Annotated in this window: 23 protein-coding genes and 3 pseudogenes; 19 read left to right on the top strand and 7 right to left on the bottom strand. The window is 42.4% G+C overall.

Translation table 11 applies throughout. The features are described from left to right. Positions 1-454 precede the first annotated feature (454 nt). The 3 genes from STA7437_RS24450 (at position 455) to STA7437_RS24440 (ending at position 3876) form a co-directional block, all read left to right on the top strand. Positions 455-850 carry an ArsR/SmtB family transcription factor gene (locus STA7437_RS24450; protein WP_015195771.1) on the top strand — a complete coding sequence of 132 codons (396 nt, stop codon included), beginning with the start codon at positions 455-457 and terminating at the stop codon, positions 848-850. Positions 851-943: 93 nt separating this feature from the next. Further along, complete coding sequence (locus STA7437_RS24445) at positions 944-2893, top strand: heavy metal translocating P-type ATPase (protein WP_015195770.1); 1950 nt, start codon at positions 944-946, stop codon at positions 2891-2893. 62 nt (positions 2894-2955) lie between these two features. Continuing rightward, positions 2956-3876, top strand: a complete 921-nt coding sequence (locus STA7437_RS24440; protein ID WP_015195769.1) for a vitamin K epoxide reductase family protein — start codon at positions 2956-2958, stop codon at positions 3874-3876. Positions 3877-3894: 18 nt separating this feature from the next. Here the strand turns inward: STA7437_RS24440 and STA7437_RS24435 are convergent, their stop codons facing one another. Next, positions 3895-4206, bottom strand: coding sequence for a YnfA family protein (locus tag STA7437_RS24435; RefSeq protein ID WP_015195768.1), 312 nt, complete (start codon positions 4204-4206; stop codon positions 3895-3897). Between the two features lie 71 nt (positions 4207-4277). Between STA7437_RS24435 and STA7437_RS24430 the strand changes: the two genes are divergently transcribed. The 7 genes and pseudogenes from STA7437_RS24430 (at position 4278) to STA7437_RS24405 (ending at position 9623) form a co-directional block, all read left to right on the top strand. Beyond that, entirely contained in the window at positions 4278-5372 is a 1095-nt protein-coding gene (locus STA7437_RS24430) for a tetratricopeptide repeat protein (RefSeq protein ID WP_171815495.1), read from the top strand. 3 nt (positions 5373-5375) lie between these two features. Continuing rightward, positions 5376-6056, top strand: a pseudogene (locus STA7437_RS27295) (cation diffusion facilitator family transporter). A gap of 51 nt (positions 6057-6107) precedes the next feature. Beyond that, positions 6108-6947, top strand: coding sequence for a CPBP family intramembrane glutamic endopeptidase (locus STA7437_RS24420; protein WP_015195766.1), 840 nt, complete (start codon positions 6108-6110; stop codon positions 6945-6947). A gap of 14 nt (positions 6948-6961) precedes the next feature. Beyond that, positions 6962-8002 carry a DMT family transporter gene (locus tag STA7437_RS24415; RefSeq protein ID WP_015195765.1) on the top strand — a complete coding sequence of 347 codons (1041 nt, stop codon included), beginning with the start codon at positions 6962-6964 and terminating at the stop codon, positions 8000-8002. Positions 8003-8103: 101 nt separating this feature from the next. Further along, a complete protein-coding gene (locus tag STA7437_RS26750; protein WP_015195764.1) occupies positions 8104-8271 on the top strand; it encodes a hypothetical protein in 168 nt (55 codons plus the stop codon). Positions 8272-8301: 30 nt separating this feature from the next. Beyond that, the gene (locus STA7437_RS24410; protein ID WP_041620679.1) at positions 8302-8784 is read left to right on the top strand and encodes a hypothetical protein; all 483 of its coding nucleotides are present in this window, start codon (positions 8302-8304) and stop codon (positions 8782-8784) included. Between the two features lie 182 nt (positions 8785-8966). Then, the gene (locus tag STA7437_RS24405) at positions 8967-9623 is read left to right on the top strand and encodes a SanA/YdcF family protein (RefSeq protein WP_041620708.1); all 657 of its coding nucleotides are present in this window, start codon (positions 8967-8969) and stop codon (positions 9621-9623) included. A gap of 216 nt (positions 9624-9839) precedes the next feature. Here the strand turns inward: STA7437_RS24405 and rppB are convergent, their stop codons facing one another. Both rppB and rppA read right to left on the bottom strand, forming a co-directional pair. Continuing rightward, complete coding sequence (gene rppB, locus STA7437_RS24400) at positions 9840-11204, bottom strand: two-component system sensor histidine kinase RppB (protein ID WP_015195762.1); 1365 nt, start codon at positions 11202-11204, stop codon at positions 9840-9842. Then, complete coding sequence (gene rppA, locus STA7437_RS24395) at positions 11201-11893, bottom strand: two-component system response regulator RppA (protein WP_015195761.1); 693 nt, start codon at positions 11891-11893, stop codon at positions 11201-11203. The genes rppB and rppA overlap by 4 nt, the downstream gene beginning before the upstream one ends. Positions 11894-12020: 127 nt before the next feature. On the opposite strand from rppA, the pseudogene STA7437_RS24390 reads away from it, so the two are divergent. From STA7437_RS24390 to STA7437_RS24350, 9 genes and pseudogenes are all read left to right on the top strand, one after another. Then, a pseudogene (locus STA7437_RS24390) lies at positions 12021-12428 on the top strand (cobalt transporter); the annotation flags it as partial. 40 nt (positions 12429-12468) lie between these two features. Further along, on the top strand, positions 12469-13131 hold the full coding sequence (locus tag STA7437_RS24385) for an efflux RND transporter periplasmic adaptor subunit (protein WP_041620706.1): 663 nt from the start codon (positions 12469-12471) through the stop codon (positions 13129-13131). A gap of 6 nt (positions 13132-13137) precedes the next feature. Next, complete coding sequence (locus STA7437_RS24380; RefSeq protein ID WP_015195758.1) at positions 13138-16293, top strand: CusA/CzcA family heavy metal efflux RND transporter; 3156 nt, start codon at positions 13138-13140, stop codon at positions 16291-16293. 134 nt (positions 16294-16427) lie between these two features. Then, a pseudogene (locus tag STA7437_RS24375) lies at positions 16428-16673 on the top strand (SanA/YdcF family protein); the annotation flags it as partial. A gap of 87 nt (positions 16674-16760) precedes the next feature. Next, positions 16761-17327: a DUF411 domain-containing protein gene (locus STA7437_RS24370; RefSeq protein WP_041620677.1), complete on the top strand. Its 567-nt coding sequence runs from the start codon at positions 16761-16763 to the stop codon at positions 17325-17327. Positions 17328-17349: 22 nt separating this feature from the next. Further along, positions 17350-18804, top strand: a complete 1455-nt coding sequence (locus tag STA7437_RS24365; protein ID WP_015195756.1) for a multicopper oxidase family protein — start codon at positions 17350-17352, stop codon at positions 18802-18804. 223 nt (positions 18805-19027) lie between these two features. After that, positions 19028-19375 carry a hypothetical protein gene (locus tag STA7437_RS24360; RefSeq protein WP_015195755.1) on the top strand — a complete coding sequence of 116 codons (348 nt, stop codon included), beginning with the start codon at positions 19028-19030 and terminating at the stop codon, positions 19373-19375. Between the two features lie 154 nt (positions 19376-19529). Further along, positions 19530-19988: a hypothetical protein gene (locus STA7437_RS24355; protein WP_015195754.1), complete on the top strand. Its 459-nt coding sequence runs from the start codon at positions 19530-19532 to the stop codon at positions 19986-19988. 25 nt (positions 19989-20013) lie between these two features. Then, the gene (locus STA7437_RS24350; RefSeq protein WP_015195753.1) at positions 20014-20679 is read left to right on the top strand and encodes a class I SAM-dependent methyltransferase; all 666 of its coding nucleotides are present in this window, start codon (positions 20014-20016) and stop codon (positions 20677-20679) included. Positions 20680-20765: 86 nt separating this feature from the next. Here the strand turns inward: STA7437_RS24350 and STA7437_RS24345 are convergent, their stop codons facing one another. From STA7437_RS24345 to STA7437_RS24330, 4 genes are all read right to left on the bottom strand, one after another. Further along, positions 20766-20990, bottom strand: coding sequence for a class I SAM-dependent methyltransferase (locus STA7437_RS24345; protein ID WP_041620674.1), 225 nt, complete (start codon positions 20988-20990; stop codon positions 20766-20768). Position 20991: 1 nt separating this feature from the next. After that, positions 20992-24168: an efflux RND transporter permease subunit gene (locus STA7437_RS24340; RefSeq protein ID WP_015195752.1), complete on the bottom strand. Its 3177-nt coding sequence runs from the start codon at positions 24166-24168 to the stop codon at positions 20992-20994. 52 nt (positions 24169-24220) lie between these two features. Further along, the gene (locus tag STA7437_RS24335; RefSeq protein ID WP_015195751.1) at positions 24221-24655 is read right to left on the bottom strand and encodes a FixH family protein; all 435 of its coding nucleotides are present in this window, start codon (positions 24653-24655) and stop codon (positions 24221-24223) included. A 106-nt stretch (positions 24656-24761) separates the two neighbouring features. Continuing rightward, positions 24762-26612 carry an efflux RND transporter periplasmic adaptor subunit gene (locus tag STA7437_RS24330; RefSeq protein WP_015195750.1) on the bottom strand — a complete coding sequence of 617 codons (1851 nt, stop codon included), beginning with the start codon at positions 26610-26612 and terminating at the stop codon, positions 24762-24764. Between the last annotated feature and the right edge of the window lie 83 nt (positions 26613-26695).

Genomic DNA, 26695 nt, shown 5'->3' with positions numbered 1-26695 from the left:
AAATTTAATCAAAAACCTAAATTAAACAAATAAAAATTACCAATTAAATAATAAAAATAACAACAACAAACCTAACCCCAAACACTCAACTAATTAACACAAAAAACACCCCTTAGCCAACCTTTCTTTTCTTCTAATAACAACAACAATTCTGGGGGTGGGTGGGGTGGGGAGTGAGTGCGGAGAGGTGGGGGTTTGTAGAGGGATAAATGTGGTTTTTTTGATTAGCACCCCCGCCCGACAAACGAATAATTTAGGTTTCAATTGGGGCAAAAATAGAAAACTTAAGTGATACAAATAAGGCAACAGTTTTTTAGTTTTTTAATGATATAGTCGTTCATCTGAATAGACATTCAAGCTTAAAATGAGTATCATTATCAAAGAAGTAAACTCAAAACTTTATTAACCCAGTATTGTCTAAGCAACTAAACTGATAGGGTTTAAAGTATAAACAATGAACAAAGTTGACAAATCAAAAAAAACAGTTTATTCAGAAGGTGATGCACTAACTTGTGATTCTTCCCTAGTTCATCTAGAACAAGTGCGTCAAGTACAATCTGAAATCGTTACAACGGAAAAAGCACAACAAATGGCGCAGTTTTTCGGTGCAATGGCAGACCCTCATCGGCTTAAACTTCTCTCTGCGTTAGTCAAAGCTGAACTTTGCGTTTGTGATTTAGCCGCAGTAGTTAAAATGAGTGAATCTGCTGTATCCCACCAGTTACGTCTGCTACGAAATCTACGTCTGGTTAAGCATCGTCGTGAAGGTCGTAACGTCTATTACAGCTTGGCAGACGCGCATATTGCTAATCTTTATCGGGAAGTAGCCGAGCATTTAGACGAAGTTTAATTCTTTTTTTCGTTGTCAAATTACTTTTTTTTGGATATTATCTGAACAACTATTCAATTGTTCAATAATTAAATCTATTTAAATGTTTAGATAATGTCAGATAAACATTCTGCTGGTTGCTGTGCGACCCATGAAAATCATAACCATCAAGGTCATGACCACAGCCACGAACATGGTGAGTTCAATTTACGTCGAGAGATTGTCCCCCTTGGTATTTCTCTAGTTCTATTTTTCATTGGATTAATTTTTAACCAGCCTTTGCACGATACTCCTGGGGTGATCGCGGAGTATGCAGTTTTGATTCCTGCCTATCTGATTAGTGGTTGGAGTGTGTTAACCAGTGCGGGACGGAATATTCTGCGGGGTAAAATCTTTGATGAAAATTTCTTAATGACCATTGCTACCTTGGGGGCGATCGCCATTCACGAACTGCCCGAAGCTGTAGCGGTAATGCTGTTTTTTCAGGTAGGAGAATTGTTTCAAGGCTTTGCCGTCGGGCGATCGCGTCGTTCGATTAAGGCATTGCTAGAGGTACGCCCCGATACGGCGAATCTAATCGTTGATGGAGTAGTTAGAGAGGTTGACCCCGAAAAAGTTGAAGTGGGAGATACGATCGTTATTAAGCCAGGGGAGAAAGTTCCTTTAGACGGGGAGATACTATCGGGTAATTCCCAGGTAGATACTTCCGCACTTACAGGTGAATCTATACCCCGAACCGTCAGAAAAGGAGAAACAATTTTAGCAGGTGTAATTAACCAAACGGGTAGTTTAACGGTTCGAGTTACCAAACTGTTTGCCGAATCGTCCATCGCTAAAATTCTAGATTTAGTAGAAAACGCTAGCAGTAAAAAAGCCCCGACAGAAAAATTTATTACTCGCTTTGCCCGTTATTACACCCCCATCGTAGTTTTGCTCTCTCTAGCAGTTGCCATCTTGCCGCCCTTATTCATTCCTGGTGCGACTAGCCAACAGTGGGTTTATCGAGCGTTGGTTTTATTAGTTATTTCCTGTCCCTGCGGATTAGTTATCAGTATTCCCCTGGGTTATTTTGGTGGAGTTGGTGGTGCAGCTAAAAGAGGAATTTTAGTTAAAGGTTCGACTTTCCTCGATGCCTTAACCGATGTCAAAACGGTAATTTTTGATAAGACTGGAACGTTAACCGAAGGAGTATTTCAAGTAACTCAGGTAACTCCTTATAACGATTATAGCGAAACAGAATTACTAACCTTTGCTGCGATCGCTGAATCTCAATCTAATCATCCCGTAGCGCGATCGATTATGGAAGCTTATGATGGTGCGATTAATAAATTTGATGTCACCGACTATGAGGAAATACCAGGACACGGTATTAGTGCCAAGGTTAGAGGAATGTCAGTCTTGGCAGGAAATGATCGCCTGTTACATAGAGAACAGATAGAACACGATACCTGTAATGTTGAAGGTACGGTAGTTCATTTGGCAATAGACGGTAAATATGCAGGATATATCTTAATTGCCGACAGAATTAAAGAAGATGCAGCTATGGCGATCGCCCGATTGAAAAAAGCGGGGGTAAATGAAACCGTGATGTTAACGGGAGATAATCGAGTTGTGGCTCAGAACGTTGCCGATAAACTCGGTTTAGATGCCTACAAAGCCGAATTACTGCCAGAAGACAAAGTAAAAGCGATCGAGCAGTATCTTCGTAAAACTGATAAAAAAAGTAAGGTAGCATTTGTCGGCGATGGAATTAACGATGCACCCGTAATAGCTAGAGTTGATGTAGGGATGGCAATGGGAGCGTTGGGTTCGGATGCAGCAATTGAAACTGCCGATGTGGTATTAATGACCGATGCTCCTTCTAAGGTAGCTGAAGCAATAAGTATAGCTCGTAAAACTCACACTATTGTCTGGCAAAATATCATCCTGGCAATGGCAGTTAAGGGACTATTTATTTTACTCGGAGCAATAGGAATCGCAACTCTTTGGGAAGCTGTGTTTGCCGATGTAGGGGTAGCACTGATGGCAATTCTCAATGCCACCAGGGTTTTGAAAGTTAACTGAAGCCTAGCCTGGGATTGGCTTAGAGTATAAATCGATTAAAAAAAGATAATGTGAGGTTTTTCATGAGACGAAGAGGTTCTACTCCCTGGATTTATCGATGGTCGCGTCCTTTAATCGCGGGAATAGCTACTATTGGCGCAGTAGGGACGGGTTATTTAACAGTAGTCAAATTAACTGAAGGAACGGCAGCTTGTCCTACAGGTGGCTGCGATGTCGTGCTATCGAGTCCCTATGCCACTGTTTTTGGTTTACCCTTAACTCTATTTGGTTTTTTAGGCTATTTGAGCATGATTATCTTTGCGATCGCGCCTTTGTGCCTAACTTCTCCGAAGAAAAAGAAACTACGCGCCAGTATCGAACAGTGGACGGGTTTATTGCTGTTTCTGGGAGGGACGGCAATGGCGGTGTTTAGCAGCTATCTAATGTATCTTCTTGCCTTTGTCATCAAAGCTGTTTGTATTTACTGTATTGCCTCGGCTGTGTTTTCAGTATGTCTGTTTATTTTGTCGATTATCGGTCGCGATTGGGAAGATATCGGACAACTTTTGTTTTCGGGGGTAATCGTCGCGGTCGTTGTTTTAGTGGGAACGCTGGGGGTGTATGCCAATATCAATAATCCTCGTGTTGAAACTACCGATGGCTATGCTATTTCTACTACTTCTGGTGCTGCGGAACTTGGTCTAGCACAACATTTAAAGCAAATTGATGCAAAAATGTATGGGGCTTTTACCTGTCCTCATTGTCAGAATCAAAAACAGTTATTTGGTAAAGATGCAGCAGCCCAATTGAATTATATTGAGTGCCATCCCCAGGGAGAAAATTCCCAAACTGACCTTTGTATGAAAGCGAATATTCAAGGTTTTCCCACTTGGGAAATCAAGGGGAAACAGTATCAAGGAGAAAAAACTTTAGCCGAATTAGCAGATTTATCTGGCTATCAGGGCGATCGCCATTTTAAAAATAGTTCCGAACACGGACATTAGACTGTTGATAAACTTTCGTTAGTTTCTGGGAGCATACATCATGACTAACACTCCTAGTAATATAATCCAACCACCCAGCAGATCGAATTTATCAGGTCTAATCCGATCGATCAGCCAGCCCCATGAGATAGACAGCACAATAAAAACACCACCATATGCTGCATAGGCACGCCCAAAGTCAGTGGGTTGTAGTGTTGGAACTGCGCCATATAAACCCAGGATCGCCACTCCGATTAGTGCTAGCCAAATACTCTTTCCTTCTCGCAACCATAGCCAGACCAAATAACCCCCACCAATTTCGCAGAGTCCAGCTAGGACGAAAAACAACATCGATCGAATCACTTATGCATCCTCTTTTATCTTTACCTCTAAAATTATCCCTCGTTAATCGAAAACAACTAATGCAGGTGAAACTACTAATATTTAAGCTCGTTCTCTTAAATGGAATAGTCGGGGTAATTTTACCTGTTAATGCTCATTCAGCTAATGAGACATTAGAACAATGGCAAGCAGATCTAGAAGTCAATCGGCTTTTAAGTCAAGGCAAAGAATTGGTAGAACAGGGTAAACTAGCTGAGGCTTTGAATGCTTACCAGCACGTAATTAGTTTAGAACGAGAAAATCCGCAAGTCTTTTCGGCAATCGGTTATTTACAAGCGGTTCGAGGTAACTTTCCCGCAGCAGTCAATGCTTTCCAAAAAGCGATCGCTCTAGAAAGTGACAATGCTTATTTTTATTACGGACTGGCATATAGCCTCGCTAGTTCTCAAGCTCATGCTGAAGCTGCCAATGCTTACAATCAAACCATCAAACTCGATCCGAATCTGGTAAATGCTCATTTAGGTTTGGGAGTGGTGCTGCTACGCCAACAAAACTACGATGGTGCATTGGATGCTTTTTTACGAGTAACTACCCTCGCACCAGATAATCTCCTTGCTTATCGCACGATGGGGACAATTTTTCTCCAGAAAGGACAGTTTACCAAGGCGATCAAAGTTTTACAGCGAGCAGCCGAACTTGCTCTCTCTGACAGTGCAATTCAACTTGAATTGGGAATTGCTTGGTTGAATCTAAACAATATCCCTAAAGCCATAGCAGCTTTTGAACAGGCTGCCGAGTTTAATCCTGAAGATGGCAAAATTCATTTTCAAATCGGCAAAATTCTTCAGTTAGAAGGTAATACAGAGGCAGCGTTAGCCGAGTATCGTAAAACAGCAAGCCGAGAACCCGATCTTGTTGCAGCCAGAAAAGCGATCGCCGATATTCTCTTAGAACAGCAAGATTACCTAATGGCGATCGTGGAACACCGTCAAGCGATCGCTCTCGATCCTCAAGATGCTCAATCCTATTACCATCTGGGACTGGCATTGAGAGAAAGACAACGTAATGGAGAAGCTATTACCGCTTTCAAACAAGCTTTAAACCTCTATCAACAGCAGGGTAATACCGAGCAAATAGAAGAGATAAAAATTATTTTAGATGACTTACGAGAATAGCTAATGATACCAATCAAGAGCGATCGCTATAAGAAAATACCTTTAGAAGAATCTAAAACTCAAACACTGAAATTATTATGGATTGTTTTATGTCTGCGAAGCGGATTATTTTTAGCTGAGTTAATTACGGGATTTCGAGTACATAGTTTATCCCTAATCGCTTTATCTGGTCATCTTTTTGTCGATTTAATTGCGATCGCTATTGCTCTAGTTGCTGCTTGGTTAGTTGAAGATTCTACTCAAACTAAGTTACTACTAAAACCTCAGCAAATTTAGGCTGTAGCTGCCTTGCTGAACGGCTTGATTCTCTTAGCAGTAGCAGGTTCGATTCTGTGGGGAATTACGCATAATTTTCAGGCTTCTGCATCTGAAACTGGTTTACCAATGTTAGCAATATCAGCATTGGGGCTTTTAGTTAAAGGGATAAATGCCAGTTTGCTTTACGAAGAAAGTCACCATAATTTGAACGTGCGAGGCGTATTTTTTCATGCGATCGCCGATGGTGTAAGTTCGTTTGGATTACTTGTAGCAGCAATAGCTATTTTATATTTAAACTGGCTTTGGGCAGATACGGCAGCTAGTTTATTAGTTGTGATTTTTATGCTGATAAGTGCCTTTTTCTTGTTGAGAGATAGTTGCTTTCTTTTAGTTAGTTTTGATAGAGAGAACAGGCAACACTATTAATTTTTCTCCAACTCTACTTATTAACTGAAACCTTATCTCAAATTAGAAATTTTGAAAGTTAACTTTACCAACATTGCTAGTTATCCAGCACCATTAAGGCTGATAATTTTTTTATTTTTTCTCTTAATTTTATGGATTCCCGTAGCAATTCCCCTTTCTTCATTACTTAATAATGACAAAAATTTAACCATAATTGTCATCATGGGTGTACTTTATCTAGAGTTTGTTTGCTTATTATTTTTTTGGCATAAAACTATTTATAATGTCAAAAAATGGTGGCAAACTTATGGATTTAACTTTAATAAAAAAAATGCTATTGAATTATTAAATGGATTAAGTACTGGACTGTTATTAATTTTTGGTTTATTTATTTTAGAAGCAAGTTTAGGATGGGTGAGTCTTCTTAACTCATCTGAAAATTTAACGCGGATAGTTTTTGAGGGACTACTAAGTTCATTAGGAATTGCTTTGGCAGAGGAACTATTCTTTAGGGGTTGGTTGTTAGAGGAATTAAAACGAGATTATTCTACGATAAATAGCGCGTTATTCAATGGAATTATTTATGCCATATTGCACTTTCTAAAACCCATTGAAGAAATTATAAGAACATTTCCTCAATTCCCCGCCTTGGTTTTATTAGGATTAACTTTAGTTTTGGCAAAATCAGTAAATTCCAATAGATTAGGAATTTGTATTGGATTACATGGAGGTTTAGTTTGGGGATATTATATATTTAATGTGGGTAAACTCTTGAATTATACAGAAAAAGTTTCTCCTTTAATTACTGGGATTGATAATAATCCAATGGCTGGTGTTATGGGACTAATTTTTTTAGGGATGTTAAGTTTTTGGTTCTGGGAAAAATATAAATCAAATAATATTTGTAGTTGAAAACTTTGAAAATTATGAACAAACAATTACCTATTTTATTAGCTTTAATCTCAGCAGCCTTATTTGGCTCGGCAACTCCTGCTAGTAAAGTATTGCTAAACTCTTTTGCTCCGATTCAGTTAGCTGGATTACTTTATTTAGGAGCAGCAATCGGAGTTATACCCCTATTAGTAAAAAAAAGAGAAGTTAGACTACCTAGTCAACTATCAAATAAAAATCGATTATATCTTTTGGGGGCTATTATTTTTGGCGGAATTCTAGCACCGATATTTCTTTTATTAGGACTTCAATTTGCTTCTTCTGCTTCTGTTTCTCTCTGGTTAAATTTAGAATTAATAGCTACAGCAATTTTAGGTTATTGTTTTTTTCAAGACCATTTAGGACGAATTGGTTGGCTTGGTGTAGCTGGCTGTGTTTTCGCTGCGATTTTATTATCTGTAGGTGAGGGAGTAGCAGGTATTGAAGCGGGTTTGTTGGTAACTATTGCTTGTATTGCTTGGGGTTTAGACAACCATTTAACAGCACTAATCGATGGCATAAGTCCTGCACAAAGTACATTTTATAAAGGAATAGTAGCAGGAAGTGTTAATCTCTCTTTAGGTATATTAATCCAACCTTCTACTACTTCTGTCGTTAATATTTTCATTGCATTAGGTATAGGAATACTAGCCTATGGAATTAGTATCGTTCTTTATATAACTTCAGCCCAGAGTTTGGGGGCAACTCGCTCTCAAATGCTCTTTTCCTCTGCTCCTTTATTTGGAATTCTGTTTGCAGCTTTGATTTTAGGAGAAAAAATCACTCTGTTTCAGCAGATAGCTTTGGTACTAAAGATAGGTTCTTTATTTGCACTATTTCAAGACCAACATAACCACCAACACGAGCATTCAGCGATCGCTCATCAACACCTGCATCGTCATGACGATGAGCATCACACCCATAACCATCCAGAGGGATTGGTTTCACTGCTACATTCTCACTGGCACGAACACGAAGCAATGTTACACACTCACTTTCATTTGCCAGATATTCATCATCGCCACCAGCATAGCTAAACTTTAACTACAGAAGATAATTAGAATTATTAGCTGTCACAAACTAAATGCTTTTTTCGTCTTAATTGAGTAAGCTAATTTCTGACTTCTTCGCGATCATTATGTCCGCACTACCCGAAACACTTGACCGTTTTAATCTTATACTAGCTGAATCTGTTCCTAAAATTACCAGTCGTTTACAGCTTGGATTAACCCATATTGAAATTGAGAGGCAAGTCGCTTCATTTACTTGGACGCTACCTCAAGATGCTTTTCTTCTATATCAATAGCACAATGGGTTATCTGGTAAACCAGGAAAGTTGAACTTAGGAGAGAAACTACTTAGGCTCAAAGGTAAATGGGATGGAGAATTAACTGGTCGAGAGAATGAAGTACGTACCATATTAGAAAATCGCCTTATTATGACCAAATTCTTGCCTTTAGAATATTCCCTCGCAGGACATCGCCACTTAAAACTCGGCAGATGCCAAATCGATTTACTGCCTATTTTTATCTTGATGGAGGGCAAGAAGACAATTTACTGCATGATGCGCCTAGAGCCAAACAACCCAATTATCTATTGCGCTAACGGGACAAAATTACCACCAATGAAAGTGACTGAATCATTTCTTTCAACACAGCCTCAATTTAGCCGATTAAGCAATTTTATTGCATTTCTGACCGCAGTTTTTCAACAAGGAATTCAATCCGTAACACCAAGCAAAGGAAGATGTATAAGCGGAATCGATTGTGAACTCGAATCAACAGAGTTAGAAAAACTTTATCAGCAATACAAAAGCTAGATTGTTTAACTGACGACAAATGTTATCCGAAATTTACGTCATAACAATGCCACTATAAATAATTAACTTTATTTACAGAGTATTTTGACTAACATTTTTTTTGAAAATAAAAGAGTTACATAGTGACTTTAAAAAAGATATCTGATTTTAATGGTTTGAGAAATAAACGTCGAAAATTTAATTTGAGAAGAAGAAAACAGAATGTATTAGCAAAAATATTTTATCGGCTGCGATCGCTGCTGTTATGGTTAGTAATCGGTACGTGTTTAATACCCATAATTTCGACTGGTTATATTAATTTAGCTACCAGTAGCGATCGCTATAGGTCATCGGCTCAAATTCCTCACGAAGATGTCGCTATCGTATTTGGTGCGGGCTTGTCAGCCGATGGAACTCCTAGCCCCATGTTAGCTGACCGAGTAGAATCTGCGGTGGAACTATATCAGAACGGGCGCATTCACAAGCTGCTAATGACGGGGGATAATAGTATGATTTCCTACAATGAAGTTATGGCAATGAAACGATTTGCCCACGATTTGGACGTACCGACTCAAGATATTACTCTAGATTATGCAGGTTTTAGCACCTATGAGAGTTGTTACCGCGCCCATCAGGTTTTTGACGTGCATCGAGCGGTGGTGATTACCCAAAATTATCATTTACCTCGCGCTGTCTACACTTGTCGTCAGTTAGGAGTAAACGCAGTTGGTTTGGGAACGCCAGATCGAGAGATTTATGGACTGCGAGGAATGATTCCCTATTTATTACGAGAAATGTTAGCTAACGTGAAAGCACTGTCGGACATTTATCTTACTCGTCCCCATCCTACTTTTTTATGAGTTCATTAAGCTGCCACTAATATTGGTGCATTTTCGTGTACTGTCTTTTGTTGTCATCCCTATTGAACATTTCTTCCTTGTACGTACACCGTCGAAATAGGCTTCATCATCTTCCGTTCCACTTTGATGTCTTTAAATCCCGCCATTTCCAGATAGCGTGCGAACCTTCAATAGTCAACTGACCATTCAAGCTGCATTTTGGTTATATACCTTGGGTCAATGAATACAGGGAAGATAGATGGTGAAGACACTGCCCTTACCTAGTTCGCTGTTAACTTTTAAATGCCCTTGATGACGATGGGCGATCGCACTGGCAATTGCCAGCCCCAATCCCGTGCCACCAGTTTGGCGGGAGCGATCGCTATTCACGCGATAGAAGCGTTCAAAAATTAGGCTTTGTTCGGTCGATGAAATTCCCATCCCAGTATCCTCGATCGCGAGGATAGCATTATGATCGCTCTGGGACAAACTTACTTGCACATAACCTCCAGTAGAGGTGTACTGAATGGCATTGGCAATCAAATTAGAGACTAAACGATAAAGTTGTGATTCATTACCTAAAACATAAATCTCGAAATGGGGAACTTGACTGGTCAAGTGAATGTTTGAGGCTGTTGCCAGTTCCGCTAATTCCTCGGTTAGATCGGCAATTAAATCATTCAAGCAGCAAGGCTGAAATGGTTTTGGGGAGGAATTCTGCTCCAAGCTGACAAGCAAGAGTAAGTCGGCGATTAAGTGGCTCAAGCGTCGTCCCTGTCGCTCGACCCTCTGAAGCATTGAGGGGACATCCTGTTGATGTCCTGGTGGCAGCCGTAAGATTGCCTCCACTGTTGCCAGAAGACTAGCTAAGGGCGATCGCAGTTCGTGGGCAGCATTGGCAGTGAACTGTTGCTGTTGTTGATAAGATTGATAAATCGGTTGCATCGCTAACCCCGCAAGATACCAACTGGAGACGGCAACCAAGCCCAGAGCAATGGGCAATCCAAATGCCAAAATCAATTGTATTTGTCTTACCTCAGAATCATAGGTTTCTAAGGTTCGTCCAATTTGCAGATAGCCCCAGGATGGATGGGAGCTATTCCCAGTGGCAAGATGATGGGTATTGGCACTATGTAGGGTAATGGTGAACTGGTGATAGCGAATACCCTCAACATTAAATGTTTGCCACTGAGCAGAATTGAGAGTTTGGGGCAGTTGTGCAGGTTGATTGGGAGAAAAAGCCAACAGTTTACCGTAATGGTCGAACAGACGAAGATAGTAAAGGTCGCGATCGCCGATGCCGATGGTATGTCGTGGAATTAGGGTGGGTTTGAGGTTACAAAATTGCCCAGTCAAACACAAGTCAGGAAAAATCTGCTGCAAAACTGGCGTGGGGGCTTCTGAGACGGGTAACATAGGTTCTAAGCTATCGTGCAGCGTTCCCGCGATCGACTCGATTTCCCGTTCTAGAGATGTCCATTTTACCCGAACCATTGCCCGATACATCCCCAACCCAGACAAACTTAAAATCGCTCCCATCACGAAGGCATACCAGAGTGCCAAACGGATACGGCTACGGCGAAATAAGTGATGACCGTTCATCGGCATGAATTGAAGCGATAACCTTGACTGGGAATTGTTTCAATGGGACAGTCGCAGCCATAGCTGGCTAACTTACGACGCAGCAATCGCATTTGGGCTGCCACTACATTACTGATGGGTTCTTCTTCAAGCTCCCAAAGTTGATGCCGAATTTTGCTACCTGGAATGATGCGGTTGGGGTTTTGCATCAGATATGCCAAGATTTGAAATTCTTTATTAGTTAGAGGAATTGTATGAGACGGTGAATTCGAGCCAACACTCAGGGCATTATTAGCATAATCTAGGGAAAATTCGCCGATGGTCAGGGTTGGGGGCATAAATTGGGGAGATCGCCTTTGCAAAGCTCTCAACCGCGCCAGTAATTCTTCCATGACAAACGGTTTGACTAAGTAATCATCTGCCCCCGCATCCAGTCCAGTTACGCGGTTTTCAGGTTGACCCAAGGCAGTGAGCATCAGCACGGGTAAAGGATTCTGGTGCGCTCTAAGTAGCTGGCATAGCTTTAGCCCTGACAGTTCGGGGAGTAGCCAATCGATAATCGCTACGGTGTAATCCGTCCACTGGTATTCCAAACAGTCCCAGGCTTGAATTCCATCTGACACCCAGTCTACTACATATTTCTCGCCGATCAGGACTTGCTTAATTGCCAGTGCTAAATCTTCTTCATCTTCCACCAGTAAAACTCGCATTGTGCCTGACACCTCAACTACGCAACTAATTCTACCAAAGTCACTGCCAGTTCACCTGAATTTCATCTCTCCTGTGGCAACCTGGAGAGGATTTTTGTTCAACCTGAAGTTTTGATGAGGAGATAGTATGAAACCCATGCAAATTATTAGTTCTATTATTGCTGTCGGTTTAGTAGTTGGTGCGCCTACCATCGTGTTAGCTCACGTTGGGCATGGAGACGAATTCCAATCAGAAGGAGGGATTGGGCGCGTACAGGTTAAGGCTGAAACCGACCAAATGTTGGGCATTGTAGTCGAGCCGATTGCTTCAGCCTCAGATGGTAGTTCTGCCGTGATGATTCCCGTTACAGCGTTGGTGGATGCCGATGGTCAACAGGTAGTTTTTGTGAAAAATAATGATTTTTACGAGCCAGTGACAGTTACCACTGGGGCAACTCAAGGGGAACTGATCGAAGTGACTCAGGGTTTGACGGTGGGGGAGAATCTCGTAACCCAAGGCGGTTTATCTCTTTATGCTGAATCAAAGAAAACTAAATAAAATGCGTAACTCAATTTTAGAGCGAATCCTGAAAACAATGAAACCCGTTCGACTTGTTAGTTCTATTCTGTCTGTTGCTTTAGCTATTAGTACGCCTACCATCGTGTTAGCTCACGTTGGGCATGGAGACGAATTCCAATCAGAAGGGGGGATTGGGCGCGTACCAGTTAAGGCTGAAACCGACCAAATGTTGGGCATTATAGTCGAGCCGATTGCTTCAGCCTCAGATGGTAGTTCTGCCGTGATAATACCCGTTACCGCTTTAGTAGATGCAGATGGTCAACAGTTAGTTTTTGTGAAGTATAACGATTTTTATGAACCCGTAGAAGTAACGACTGGGACAACTCAGGGAGAATTAGTTGAAGTGACTCAAGGTTTGACGGTGGGGGAAAATCTTGTTACCAAAGGCGGTTTGTCCCTTTATGCCGAATCAAAGAAAACCAAGGCGAGTCCAGAGCCAATTATCTCGCCCCAAACCAATAACGCTCATGCTCAAGCAGATGCTCAAGGAATTCCCCATAGCCATGATAATGCGGGCAATCTCGTCGAGTCGGGTAAATTGCCTTTAGGATTATTTGCTGTCATTGGTGGAGGAGCGGTACTGGTAATCGGAGGATTTGGAGCGATCGCTCTTAGAGGAGACAGGGGCAAAAAGAAACGTTCTTTGTCTAATCAAACTAGCAAGAGAGGAGGGTTCTAATTTAAAATGCTTAACTCAATTTTGAATCAAATTCTCAAAAATTCCATCGCCCAACGCTGGTTAATTGTGGTCGGAGCGATTTTAGTAACGGTATGGGGAGTTTTCAGCGTCACCCAGATGCCTTTAGATGTTTTTCCCGAATTTGCCCCGCCCCAAGTCGATATTCAAACCGAATCCCCTGGACTTGCTCCTGAAGAAGTGGAATCTCAAATTACCGTCCCCATTGAAAGTGCCGTTAATGGTTTACCTGGAGTGACTACCGTAAGATCCTCTTCTAAAGTTGGATTATCAATGGTGCAGGTGGTGTTTGACCAAAATGCAGACATTTACCGAGCCAGACAATCTGTCACAGAAAAGTTACAACAAGTGACAAAACTGCCTGAAGGCACTCATACCCCTGAAATTTCCCCTTTGGTATCCCCGTTAGGTACGATTTTACAATATGCCTTCACCTTCAACGGGCAAGGGCAAACTTCCTTGATGGATTTACGCCGTTTGGTGGAAGCTACTTTTAGTAATCAAATTCTCTCTGTGCCAGGAGTCTCTCAAGTCACAATTTATGGAGGTGATGAACGCCAAGAACAGGTATTAGTCGATCCAGCCCAACTGCGATCGCTCAATGTTTCCCTCACTGAAGTAACCGATGCAGCTAAGGGCGCAAATTCCAATGCTCCTGGTGGCTTCTTAATTGGCGGGGGACAAGAGCTATTGGTACGGGGCATGGGGCAAGTGCAATCCATTGAAGATTTACAACAATCGGTGGTGAAGGTACAAAATAGTAAACCTATTTTGCTCAAAGACGTAGCGGAGGTCAAAACGGGGTCGGCACTCAAACGCGGTGATGCCAGCTTTAACGGGCAACCTGCGGTAGTGATGATGATCAACAAACAGCCCGATGTAGATACTCCTACTGTCACCAAAGCAGTAGAAGCGGTGATGAGATCGCTACAGCCGACATTTCCCGCCGACGTTCAAGTGACTAGGACGTTTCGCCAGTCCAATTTTATTGATTCTGCCATTGGCAACGTCAGCACTTCTCTAATTGAAGGTATAATCATCGTTTCGGCGATCATGCTGCTATTTTTGATGAATTGGCGCACCGCAGCCATTACCCTGAGTGCGATTCCCCTGTCGCTGTTGATTGGCTTAATGTTCATGAAAGCGTTTGGTTTGGGAATTAATACCATGACGTTAGGAGGATTAGTGGTTGCCATCGGTTCGGTGGTGGATGACTCAATTGTCGATATGGAGAACTGCTATCGCGGACTCCGTACCAACCAGGCACAGGGCAATCCCAAGCATCCTTTTCGAGTGGTGTATGACACCTCGGTGGAAGTGCGGTTGGCAGTGATTTTTTCCACGGTGATTATCATTGTAGTGTTTGCCCCGATTTTTAGTTTGACGGGCGTAGAAGGACGGATTTTTGCGCCGATGGGGTTGGCTTATTTGCTCTCAATTGCTGCTTCTACCCTGGTTGCCATGACCCTTTCCCCCGCCCTCTGTGCGATTCTGCTGGCTAATCAAACCCTACCGCAGGAAGGGACTTTTGTTTCGCGCTGGGCAGAACGCTTGTATCGCCCCCTGCTCAACCTGTCGCTGCGCTTGCCCCAACTAATTCTCGGTCTATCCCTAGCTGCCTTGGTTGCTGCTTTGACGCTCGTTCCTTCCTTGGGACGAGTCTTCTTACCCGAATTTCAGGAAAAATCGATGGTTAACTCCATGGTGTTGTTTCCAGGAGTTTCGCTAGACATGACGAATCGGGCAGGAATGGCACTGTCTAATTCCCTCAAGGACAATCCCCTATATGAGTGGGCGCAGGTGCGGGCAGGACGCGCTCCTGGCGATGCCGATGGGGCAGGAGTAAGTATGGCACACGTTGATGTGGAACTCAGCGACCTTGCCCTCAAAGACCGCGAAGCCAGCGTAAAGCAACTGCGGGAGACATTTTTGAAGTTACCAGGTGTTGTCCCGAATATTGGCGGGTTTATTTCCCACCGTATGGATGAAGTGTTGTCTGGAGTCAGAAGTGCGATCGCCATTAAAATTTTTGGTCCCGATCTCGGCGAACTGCGTCAAATTGGCGAACAGGTGCGCGATGCTATCGAACCCATTGAAGGAGTGGTGGATTTGCAACTCGAACCCCAACTGCCGATCCGTCAGGTACAAATTCAGTACGACCGAGGGGCAGCAGCTAATTATGGTTTGAGTATGGAGGCAATTTCGGCTGTGGTAGAAACGGCTCTAAACGGTCGGGTAGTTTCCCAGGTAGCAGAAAATCAACAGTTAATTGATATTACTGTGGGATTACAGGAATCGGCTCGCAACAACCTCGATGCCATTGGTGCTATTCCTATCTCTACTCCCACGGGAGAAATTATTCCCCTCAGTACCGTTGCTGAAGTAACCTATGGCATGGGAGCAAACGTGGTCAATCGGGAGGATGTATCGCGCTTAATCGTGGTTTCCGCCAATGTTGCCGAGCGTGACTTGGGTAGTGTAGTGGAGGATATTCAAGGGACTATTCGCCAAAAGGTACAGTTACCCCAGGGCTACTTTATTCAATACGGCGGACAGTTTGAATCGGAGCAACGTGCTACTAATAACCTACTGGTGTTTAGTATCCTAGCAGCGATTGTCATCGCTATCTTAATGTTTTTCTCAGTGAAATCTCTTCCTGCTACGATCGCGATTATGCTCAATTTACCTTTGGCTTTAGTGGGTGGCATTGTCTCCATTGCCTTGAGTGGTGGGGTGATTTCGATTGCTTCTTTAATTGGGTTTATTACTCTGTTTGGGGTTGCTGTTCGCAATGGCTTATTATTGGTAGACAATTACAACAATAAGTTTGCTCAAGGAATGGACTTTAAAGATGCGATCGTCAACGGTTCTCTAGACCGAGTAAACGCGATCTTGATGACCGCCCTCACCTCAGCTTTGGGGATGCTACCTTTGGCGATCGCTAGTGGAGCGGGAAATGAAATTCTACAACCCTTGGCGATTGTGGTGTTGGGTGGTTTATTTACCTCCACAGTCTTAACTTTATTGGTGATTCCTGCCCTTTATGCTAAGTTTGGCAAGTGGCTGATTCCCAAACACGCATCAACCGACCTGGAGAAAAACTTTCATCTTAACGAGCCGCCGAAAGTATCGGTTGAGTCATAACCATAACATTGGTCACAAGTTAAAGAAAGAAGAAAGTCAAGAGAAATAAAGAATCGCGTAAATAATTTCTTTTTCTCGTTTAGCTCTTAAACCCAGTTGATAAGGACTTTTTAAGCTTAATTTGTGACCAATGGAGTTGTTACCGCGCTCATAAAGTCTTTGACGTACATCAAGCAGTAGTGATTACCCAAAACTATCATTTACCTCGTGCTGTCTACACTTGTCATCAGTTAGGAGTAAACGCAGTTGGTTTGGGAACGCCAGATCGAGAAATTTATGGGCTGAGAGGAATGATTCCCTATTTATTACGGGAAATGTTAGCTAACGCCAAAGCTTTATGGGAAATTCACATTACTCGTCCCCGCCCCACTTTTATATAAATTTATATAAATTTACTGGACTCTTCAGCTAACTAGAGAGTTTAAGCTCGAAATCTAATACACGATCATTTATCAGCTTAATTCATCATGTCAAAACTCGTATCTAAAATAACTATAACTTCAATGGCGATCGCCTCTGTGATTGGAGGAACAATTTATTTGACTTCGGCTCAAGGTAAAAGTATCAGTAACAATAGTGCGATCGCTAACGATACCAACACAGCTACTCTAACTAGCGTTTGGGACAAAGAAACCGAACCCTCCTATGCAGGAACGACAGAAATGACCGTATATCGTAGTCCGAATTGTGGCTGTTGTGGAGAATGGATCGAACACGCTCAAAAGCATGGTTTTAAAGTCAAAGATATTAAGACCGAGGATATGGCAGCCTTAAAGCAAAAATACAAGTTGCCGACTGAACTAGCATCTTGTCATACAACTATTATTGATGGGTATGTAATGGAAGGACACATTCCCGCCGATGATATTAAACGTTTTCTATCGGCACAACCCGAACTAGCTGGTTTAACCGTACCAGGAATGCCCATCGGTACACCAGGAATGGAAGCTAGAGATATCAAGCAACCATTTCAAATTTTGGCGTTTAACGAGCGGGGAGAAGTCGAAGTATTTAAGGAATATCAATCTTACTAAGAAAAAGTAGTTTAAATTAATCATGGTTAAAATTAACCGTCGCCAGTTTATTGCATTAGGTGCTGCTGGTGTAGGGACAGCTTTAGTAGGTCATTGGTTAGGTCAAGAAACTATTTCTAGTCAACCTTTACCCTCTTCATCTGCTAGTGCATTCGGTGTCTATCAGAGTCGAGATGGGTTATTAGAGTTAGACATTATAGCTAAAGAAAATCCCGTAAATTTGGCTGGGAGACAAGCATATTTATTAACCTATAACGGACAAGTCCCCGCACCTCGCCTGGAAGCCCAACCAGGAGATAAGGTTCGCCTTCACTTTACTAATAATCTCTCTCAACCGACTAATATTCATTATCACGGCTTGCACATTCCCGTTACGGGTAATGCGGATAATGTTTTTCTTCATATCAAACCAGGAGAAAAACTAACTTACGAATTTCAGATACCACCCAATCATCCAGCGGGAACGTTTTGGTATCATCCCCACCTGCATGGTTTAGTTGCCGAACAATTATTTGGTGGTTTGGCAGGTTTGTTTATCGTGCGTGGTCAGTTAGATGAAATTCCCGAAGTTAAAGCAGCAAAAGAAGAGTTTTTGGTACTGCAAGACTTTGCTGTGGATAATAATGGCAGACTAATCAATTCAGCGCATATGTCCCTGATGATGGGAAGAGAAGGTGACATAATTACCGCTAACGGACAAGTAAATCCCAGTCTTTCTTTACCCGAACAAAGATTATTGCGCTTGCGGATTCTTAATGCCTCTCCTTCCCGTTTTTATCGACTCTCTTTAGAAAATCATTCTTTTTATCAAATTGCTACTGACGGAGGTGCGTTAAACGAACCTATAGAAGTTAACGAATTACTACTGATACCAGGACAACGAGCCGAAGTTTTAATTAAAGGCGATCGCCAACCTGGGCAATACCGCTTACTAAACTTACCTTACGATCGCGGTGGTATGGGTATGATGGGTGGTGGCATGATGGGCAGAAACAACCGCGATGAACCCATAGTTTTAGTAACGATTAGCTACGAAGACCAAGGACAGTCTCTTTCAATCCCAACCCAACTTGCTTCAATTTCTGCCTTGCCAGAACCTCAGACAGTAAGAAGCTTTGAACTCAATCATGGCATGAATCCCGCCGTGGGCATGGCTTTTCTAATCAATGGTGAAGCTTATAATCACGATCGCCTCGATACTCAAGTACAACTAGATACAGTAGAAGATTGGGAAATCACTAATACGGGAATGATGGATCATCCCTTCCACGTTCACAATAATGCTTTTCAAGTAATTAGTCGTAACGGACAGCCAGAATCATTACTGGCTTGGCGAGATACGGTGCTAGTGCCTAGAGGTGAAACTGTTCGCATTCGCATTCCCTTTAGAGATTTTACAGGTAAAACCGTGTATCACTGTCATGTTCTCGACCACGAGGATTTGGGCATGATGGGCAATTTGATGATTAATGCTTAGTAGTGCGGACGTAGGGATGGTAATTGGTACAAGAATCAATGTAGCGATCGCGCCTAGTAACATTACGCTAATTTTCGGTGACTTACACGGCATTGCCACTGACATTTAACTGAATCGTGGCACGATTTGCAGCTTTTAAATAAAAAAGCCTAGATAAAACAGGAAATTCAAGAATTTATTTTTCTAAATAAAACTTAAATTCAATTAGTGATAACTATTTATTATGACTAAACTAGATCGACAAATTCCTCAAGAATACACATCAGAAATTTTCGCTCTGGCTGCAAAACTTCAGGTTCAACACGAACAGAACTATTCGATAGCCGAATTAGTACAAATTGGAGCAGAAGCTAATATCTCACCAGAATTTATCGAGCAAGCAGCAAAGCAGATTCAGAAGAAAAAAAGACGTGAGGCAAAGCGGAAAAAAATCTTTGAAAGCTTCAGCAATGCGATTGCAGCAATAGTTTTGTTAAGCTTCTTGACAGGTATTTTTGCTTTACCAAACGGTCATTGTTCCTCTTTAGTAAAGACTCTGCCAGAAGACTCTCAGACGTTGCCCGATAGTTAGTTACTGGTATTGTCAGCTTTGGCAGGGCAGATATTAGCTCTTGACAGCATTTACTTAGTTTATCTTGCCATCATGCTCCTTGGCGTACTAAGTATTTGATAAGCGATCGCTTTTATTTAGATGCAGTTCCAGGAGGTTGAATAACATTGATTCTATGAGTTGGCTTAACTTACCCGAATTAAATGTTGCTATTTTCTCTTTTCTGCTTAATTTCTTGTGGGAAATGCAGCAAATGCCTTTTTTTAAAGTTTCACCTGAGTTTACCTGCACAGATGTAGTCAACAATTGTACTCTGGCTACTGTAGGAGATGTGGGAATTTCACTTGCTGCTTTTGGAACTGTAGCAGTTCTATCGAAGTCGCGTCGCTGGATTCTTCAACCCAACTGGTGGCAAGTTAGTATTTTTATCTTGGTAGGAATTGTCATAACAATAATTTTTGAAGCCCTAGCCACAGGAATTCTGAACAGATGGCAATATGAGGATATTATGCCAACATTACCCTTTTTGGGAACTGGTTTATCACCAGTGCTTCAGTGGTTAATAATCCCGCCGTTAATCGTTTGGTTTGTAAGCAGACAACTTTCATCAACTAAGCGTACATCCTCAAATTGAGTGTAGAGTAAGCTAACTAAATTCTATGAGTAAAGAAATAAACATCAAATCTGCTACTACATCTACTCCAGGCTGGTATCAACGGTTCTTTGCTTGGCTATTGGCTCATGGTAATGCTAAATATGAAGCAGAAATGAGCGATCGCAAGCGTGAACTGTTTGCCGATCTGCACGGCAATGTCCTAGAGATTGGACCTGGTACTGGACCTAATCTGCGTTACTATCCAAGCGATATTCATTGGACTGGAGTTGAGCCTAACTCATATATGTATCCCTATCTTCAGCAAGAAGCAGAGCGACTGGGATTAGACATTAACATCAAAAGTGGAACTGCCGAACGATTGGATGCTGAAGACAATAGCATTGATGCGGTAGTCAGCACGCTAGTTTTGTGTTCGGTAGAGAATCTATCTTCTGTACTGCAAGAAATTCTTCGGGTACTTAAACCAGACGGACAATTTTTCTTTCTCGAACACGTAGCTGCACCACGGAGAACGGGACTGCGACGAATTCAAAACTGGATACAGCCTGTCTGGACAGTTCTGGGCGATGGTTGTCATCCCAATCGCGAAACTTGGGTCGCATTAGAAAATGCAGGATTTGAGCGAGTCGATTACCAGCATTTTCGGGCAAATGTTCCAGTAATTGTCAGTCCTCAGATTATTGGTGTGGCAGTTAAGAAGAAGGCATAATTGCAATCTAGTGTTGAAGGTGATCTCATACCTGAAAGGCTGACTAATCAAATGCAAATTATTAAAGTATGATATTTTTGTTTTACTTAACTTATTTCAGATGGTACAGCAGTCACAGCCATCAGTCCCCAAATAACCCCAAAACGAACTTTAGTAGCACGGTTAATTTCAAATTTAGCTGATACTACTACATCAAAAGATTGACTAGCAAAGGGCAGTGAATGAACTGAGGCTTGATGAAATTCAACGTTAGGATAAGTCTGATATTTTTCCCTAGCCACACTCAACATATTCTCTGATATAGCAACCATTTTATTGTAACTCAGTAACCGATTTAGGCGATCGCCTCCTTTTAAACATAGCTAATCCCTGAGTAATGTCATCAACTAAGGTATAAACAATGGGAATCACTATTAAAGTCAGCAGAGTAGAAACAGTCAGTCCACCCAAAATCACTGTGGCAATGGGAGAATAGGCATCCATGCCCGTTTCGGGATAAAATGCCAATCGGACAATCACAATCATGGTGGTTAGGGTGGTCATAAAGATGGCTTTGAGTCGCACTGGTCCAGCTTGGCGGATGGCTTCGGCTCTGGGTACACCTTCCTGTCGCTTAGTAAGGATTAATTCTAGTAGCAAAATGGCAGCAGAGACGGAAATACCAGAAAGAATAATTATTCCCAAGATTGAAACTGTCGAAAGAGTTTGTTTTGCCAGTAACAATGCGCCAAATACGCCGATTAACTGTAGGGGAATTGACAGCATCATAACTAAGGGTTGAATAAACGAACCGAATTGAATTACCAAGATTAAGTAAATCAAAATGATGGAAACGATTAACCCTTTAAGAAGGCGATCAAATTCAATCATCATATCGGTCATATCCCCCATCGAATCTAAACCGTAGCCTGGAGGGAAATCTAATTCTTCTCCCGCCCGCATAGCGATCGCCATTGATAAATCCATCGAAGCAGGACTGGATTTACGATAGTAACCGTTGACGTAGACTACTCGTTTGCCGTTAATGTGTTCGATTAAAGTCGGACCAAATTCCCGTTTTAAAGTGGCAACGGTACTTAAAGGTACTTGCTGTCCGTTGGGGGTTGTAATGTAGGTAGCAGCGAGATTCTGACCGTAAGCGCGATCGCTTTGGTGGTAGCGGACTAAAATATCATTCTGTCTGAGGTTGGGACGATTATAATATTTACGAGTAAAACCACCATTGAGAGCGTAACGGGCTTGTTCGGCTACTTGTTCGATATTTAAGCCCAATTCCTGAGCGCGACGGCGATCTATCTCTAGTTTATATTCGGGTTGAGATAGAGAAGAACTGGTATGTGCCATTACCAATCCAGGGGTGTCTTCGGCAATTTTTAAGACTTTTTCTGCTAGAGGGTAAAGAACATCTAAATCTTCGCCGTATACCGCAATTTGAATCGGTGCAGCAGAAGTTGCCATTACGTCTACCCCCATTTCCTTAATGGCAATGCGCCGTAAACCAGGGATAGTGCGACGAGCCTCAGCTTCCACCCCATCCATAATCTGCCAAATATCACGGTTACGTTCATTCAAATCTTTGAGAGTGACGATCGCCGAAGCTGTATTAACGCTACCCATACTGTAACCGCTAAAGTAGGTACTGTTACGAGTCATTTCAAAACCAACATTAGAAGATACTTTTTCAATTTCAGGCTGTTCTAACAGTATCGATTCAAACTGTTGTGCTACCTGGTTGGTTCGTTCAAAAGATGCTCCTGCTTCTAGTTCGATGGTTGCCATAAATTGTCCCGAATCTCCCAGAGGCATCATCTCTTGAGGAACTAGGGGATAAAGAGCAAAGGCTAACACAATGGTAGCAGTAGCGATCGCTAGGGTAATTTCCCGATTTTTCAAGCAGATATCTAATAACCAACCGTAACCCTTTTCTAATGCCTCAAAACCCAAACGGAAAGGAGTTAATAACCATTGCAACCATGTCTTACGATTTCCCTGTGTTTCCCCGATTGGTTTGAGGAAAAAAGCTGCCAATAGAGGAATCAGGGTAATTGAAACCAACAGCGAGGCAATAAAAGCAAACACCATCGGTAAGATTAACCCTGCAAACATCAACCCCGTCAAACCACCAGAGAGAATGGTAGGCATTAAAGCTGCAATCATCACCAAGCTAGCAGCAGCACTGGCGAGAAATACTTCACCCGTACCTTGAATGGCTGCTTGTCGGGGTGTTTTATCTTCTTTTAACTTGCGATCAATCGAGTCAATGACAATAATCGAATCATCCACCAATTTCCCAATTGCCATCATCATCCCCACTAAAGTTGAAGAGTTGAGGGACATCGAGGAAGGAATAAAGGGCAGCATGGAAAGAGCGAGAGTAGTGGGAATAGAAATCATGACGATCGCCGTTGCCCGAAAATCTTCTAAAAACAGCAGAATTACTAACCCCGCCAATGCCACACTGATTAATAATTCTCCTGTAGTGCTATCTTTGATTAACTCTACTAAGAAAGAGTTATCATAAGCCTCTTCAAACTCTAACCCTGGATACTGAGATTCAATTTTTTCCAGTTCCTTTCTCACTCTGGCAATTACTTGTGGGGAACTAGAATCAGGTTTTTGAATGACATTAACTGCTAAAGCAGATTCCCCATTATAACGATAGGCACTGCGTCGTTCTTCATAAGTATCCCTTACTTCTGCCACATCTCGAACATAGACAATCTGCCCGTCCATTTCCAAGATGGGATAATTCCTAACTACTTGGGCATTAAGAGCGCGATCGTCTGCCCGTACTAAGATTTCTTCCTCACCTTGAGTTAATACCCCTGCACCCTTACTGACATTATTATTATCGATCGCATCTCTAACCTGAAGAATCGAAAGTCCGTAGGCTGCTAGCTTCTGGCGATCGACTATTACCTGTAGCTGTCGGCGATAACCCCCTGTAATGAAAACAGACTGTACATCCTGCACGCTAGTCAGGCGATCGACTAGGGTATTATCGGCAAACTCTCTTAACTTTACCCGATCCCAACCCTCAGCTTTAAATGCCAGAGTCAGCACGGGACGGTTTAATGGATCGATGGGCAACACCCAATAAGAACGGGTATTGATCCCATCCATCGGCAAATCTCCCTCCGCCGATTTCATCACGCTTTGCACATCCCGAACCGCTTTATTAATGTCCCCACCCCAGGCAAATTGCAACGTCACCAGCGATAAATCTTGCTGGGAACTAGAACGCACAAAACGCACCCCATCCAGAACAGTCATGCGTTGCTCAATGGGTTTGCTGATATAGGTTTCCACTTCCATTGGCGAAGAACCTGGAGTTCTGGTAATTACTGCTACCAGAGGACTCTGCACGTAGGGCATCATCCGCACGGGAATGACTATTAAGGTGAGAACAGAAAGAATCAGCACCCCGATATAGAGGGCGACAGTAATTACAGGGTTGCGGATTGACCAACGAGTAAAAAAGGTTTTCATGGAGTAGAGACTTGGGGCAGATTAAATGACTTTGCTAGTTAGAGAAATCAAACTATTTCACTTCAAAAGTAAATTCTTGGTTCGCTTGATATTGAGGATCTTTCACGCTGGCAACTATATTCCAAGTTCCCTGCATTCCAAAATAGGTAGTCGCTTTAAAACGACCAGGTTCGTCTGCTGGTGTAACTTCTACGTTGCCAATCATGTCTTCCATGCCGTCCATTGGCATAGTCGCGCTGACATCTAAGGTTTCTACTTTTACTGGTTCGCCATTGCTATCTACCACTTCTAAAATCATCTCGGCTTCACCCATAGGGATTTCTGTTTGGGGTTCGGGACTAACTAAATTTACGGTAGCTGTATTGGCTTGTTTATTTTGTGCCTTTTCCGTTGAAGCAGTAAAAGTAACATTAGTATCACTTTGAGCGGGACTACAGGCGATCGCGAGTAAACTTAGGGGAAGTAGAATTAAGATTAGTTTTTTCATGGTTGGTATTTTTAGTTAGTAGATAAAAATTTGTATAGGCAAACTGTCCCTGGCTGGAATAGTTTGTTTTATGGGCTAAGGGGAAAACTTTTGCAGCTTTGAATTGCTACTGAACTTTGACAGTAAACTCTTGCTTACCTTTATTTTTCGGGTCTTTAACTTGGGCAGTAATCGTCCAGTCTCCTTTCATGCTGAGATAGGTATCGACTTGAAAGCGACCAGGTTTATCTGCGGGTTGGACTTCTACTTTTGCCGTCATCGGTGCCATGTTTTTCATGGGCATTGATGCGCTAACCTCTAAATCTTTTACCTCTATCGGTTGACCCCGATCGTCTTTCACTTCCAGTATTAATTGGACATCACCCATTGCTACCTCGTTATTATCGGGACTGATTAACTGAATTTGAATGTCCTGGTTAGCAGCTTTATTCGTTGGTATAAATTGTTCGGACTGGTTGATAACCGCTACGGGGGCATTTTCTACCAAGCGATTTTGACCCGAAGTTACTACCGCTTGTCCCGACTCTAAGCCACTGATAACTTCTATTCTGTCTCCTGTAGACATTCCTAATGTTATTGGTTGGGCTGTTACCGTATCTCCTTCAACTACCCAAACTGAAGGTTGGTCTTGAAATTCCACCACCGCAGCTTGGGGAATAGTAATGGCATTAGGTTTACGGGCAGTGACAATTTGCATTTCGAGGAACTTACCAGAAAGTAATTGTCCGTCGGGATTATCAATTACCGCCTCTACCGTTACGGTGCGAGTTTGACTGTTGGCTTGGGGAAAGATGCTGGTAGTTTTACCTTTGATTGGCGCAATATTACTACCAGGAATAGTAGCAACCACTGTTGCCCCAGGACGAATATTAACGGCATCACTCTGGGCGACATTAGCCTGTAAGCGTACCCGATCGTAGTTGCCGATTTTAACAATGCCCATACTGGGTTGAACCACCACCCCAGGATCGATGTTCCGTTCCTGCACGATGCCCGAAATGGGAGAATTAATGGTGGTGTAACCCTGCATAACCTTAGCAGTATCGACTTTAGCTTTGGCTTGGTTAATCTTGGCTCGGTTATTAGTTACCTGAGCTTCCATTCGCGCTAATTTAACCCGTGCTTGTTTGAGGGCAGCTTCTTTACTTCTGACTTCGCTATCGACTACATCAAACTCATCTTGGGAAATCACCCTATCCTTAACCAGTCGGGCAAAGCGGTCTTTTTTCAGGTTGAGATAATCTAAATCGGCTTCAATCTGGGCGATCGCGCTTCTTTGTTCGTCTACCTCAATTTTGCTCATCTCCAGATCGGTTTCCATCGTGCTAACCTCTGCTGCTGCTTCAGCTACTCCCGTAGTTAATTCCGAAGCATCCAAGGTAGCTATAGGTTGTCCTGCGGTAACGCGATCGCCTGGATAGACAGAATAGTTCGTCAGTTGTCCTGCCACACGGGGATAAACCATAATTTCTTCATAAGGTTTAATTGTTCCTGTATAGCTAACACTGGCTTCTAACACCTGGGGTTTAACGGTTTCTACCCGCACAGGATTGGGATTAAACGAACCATCCACCGCCATCATGTCTTCCATAGACATATCCCCATGATCCATTCCTTCCATCCCTGCCATCGAACTAGAAGGCTTTAGGTGGTTGGTTAAGACCAAGATATTTCCCGTCAGGAGGACGAAAACTCCTAATCCTAAAAGGGTTTTGCCCAGTTTAAAATTAGAAGCTGAATCCTGCTGAGAATCGGTTTCTGTTAATTTTTCTGGTTCGACAGTTGAAGGATACGTAACCTCTTCGGTTACAGATTTGGATTTTTGAGAATCTTCTAGCGAGTTCTCATTGTCATCTGACATTGACGAGCGACCCCGCGTCGACGGAAGACGTTTACCCTCGAATGGGGGCAAGGGAACGCGCTCGTCGTCTTGATTCTTCGTAGTATTTGCGGTCATGGGCAAAGTTGCAAGCTAAAGTCGTATCTTTAAACCAAGATGACACAAGAGTATTAAATCAGCATGAAATCTCTTGAGTTGGT

Origin of the sequence: Stanieria cyanosphaera PCC 7437 (genome assembly GCF_000317575.1) — a bacterium.
In the GTDB taxonomy this organism is placed as follows: domain Bacteria; phylum Cyanobacteriota; class Cyanobacteriia; order Cyanobacteriales; family Xenococcaceae; genus Stanieria; species Stanieria cyanosphaera.
The sequence above is the reverse complement of the archived record's forward strand: the minus strand, read 5'-3'. Positions and strand labels throughout refer to the sequence as shown.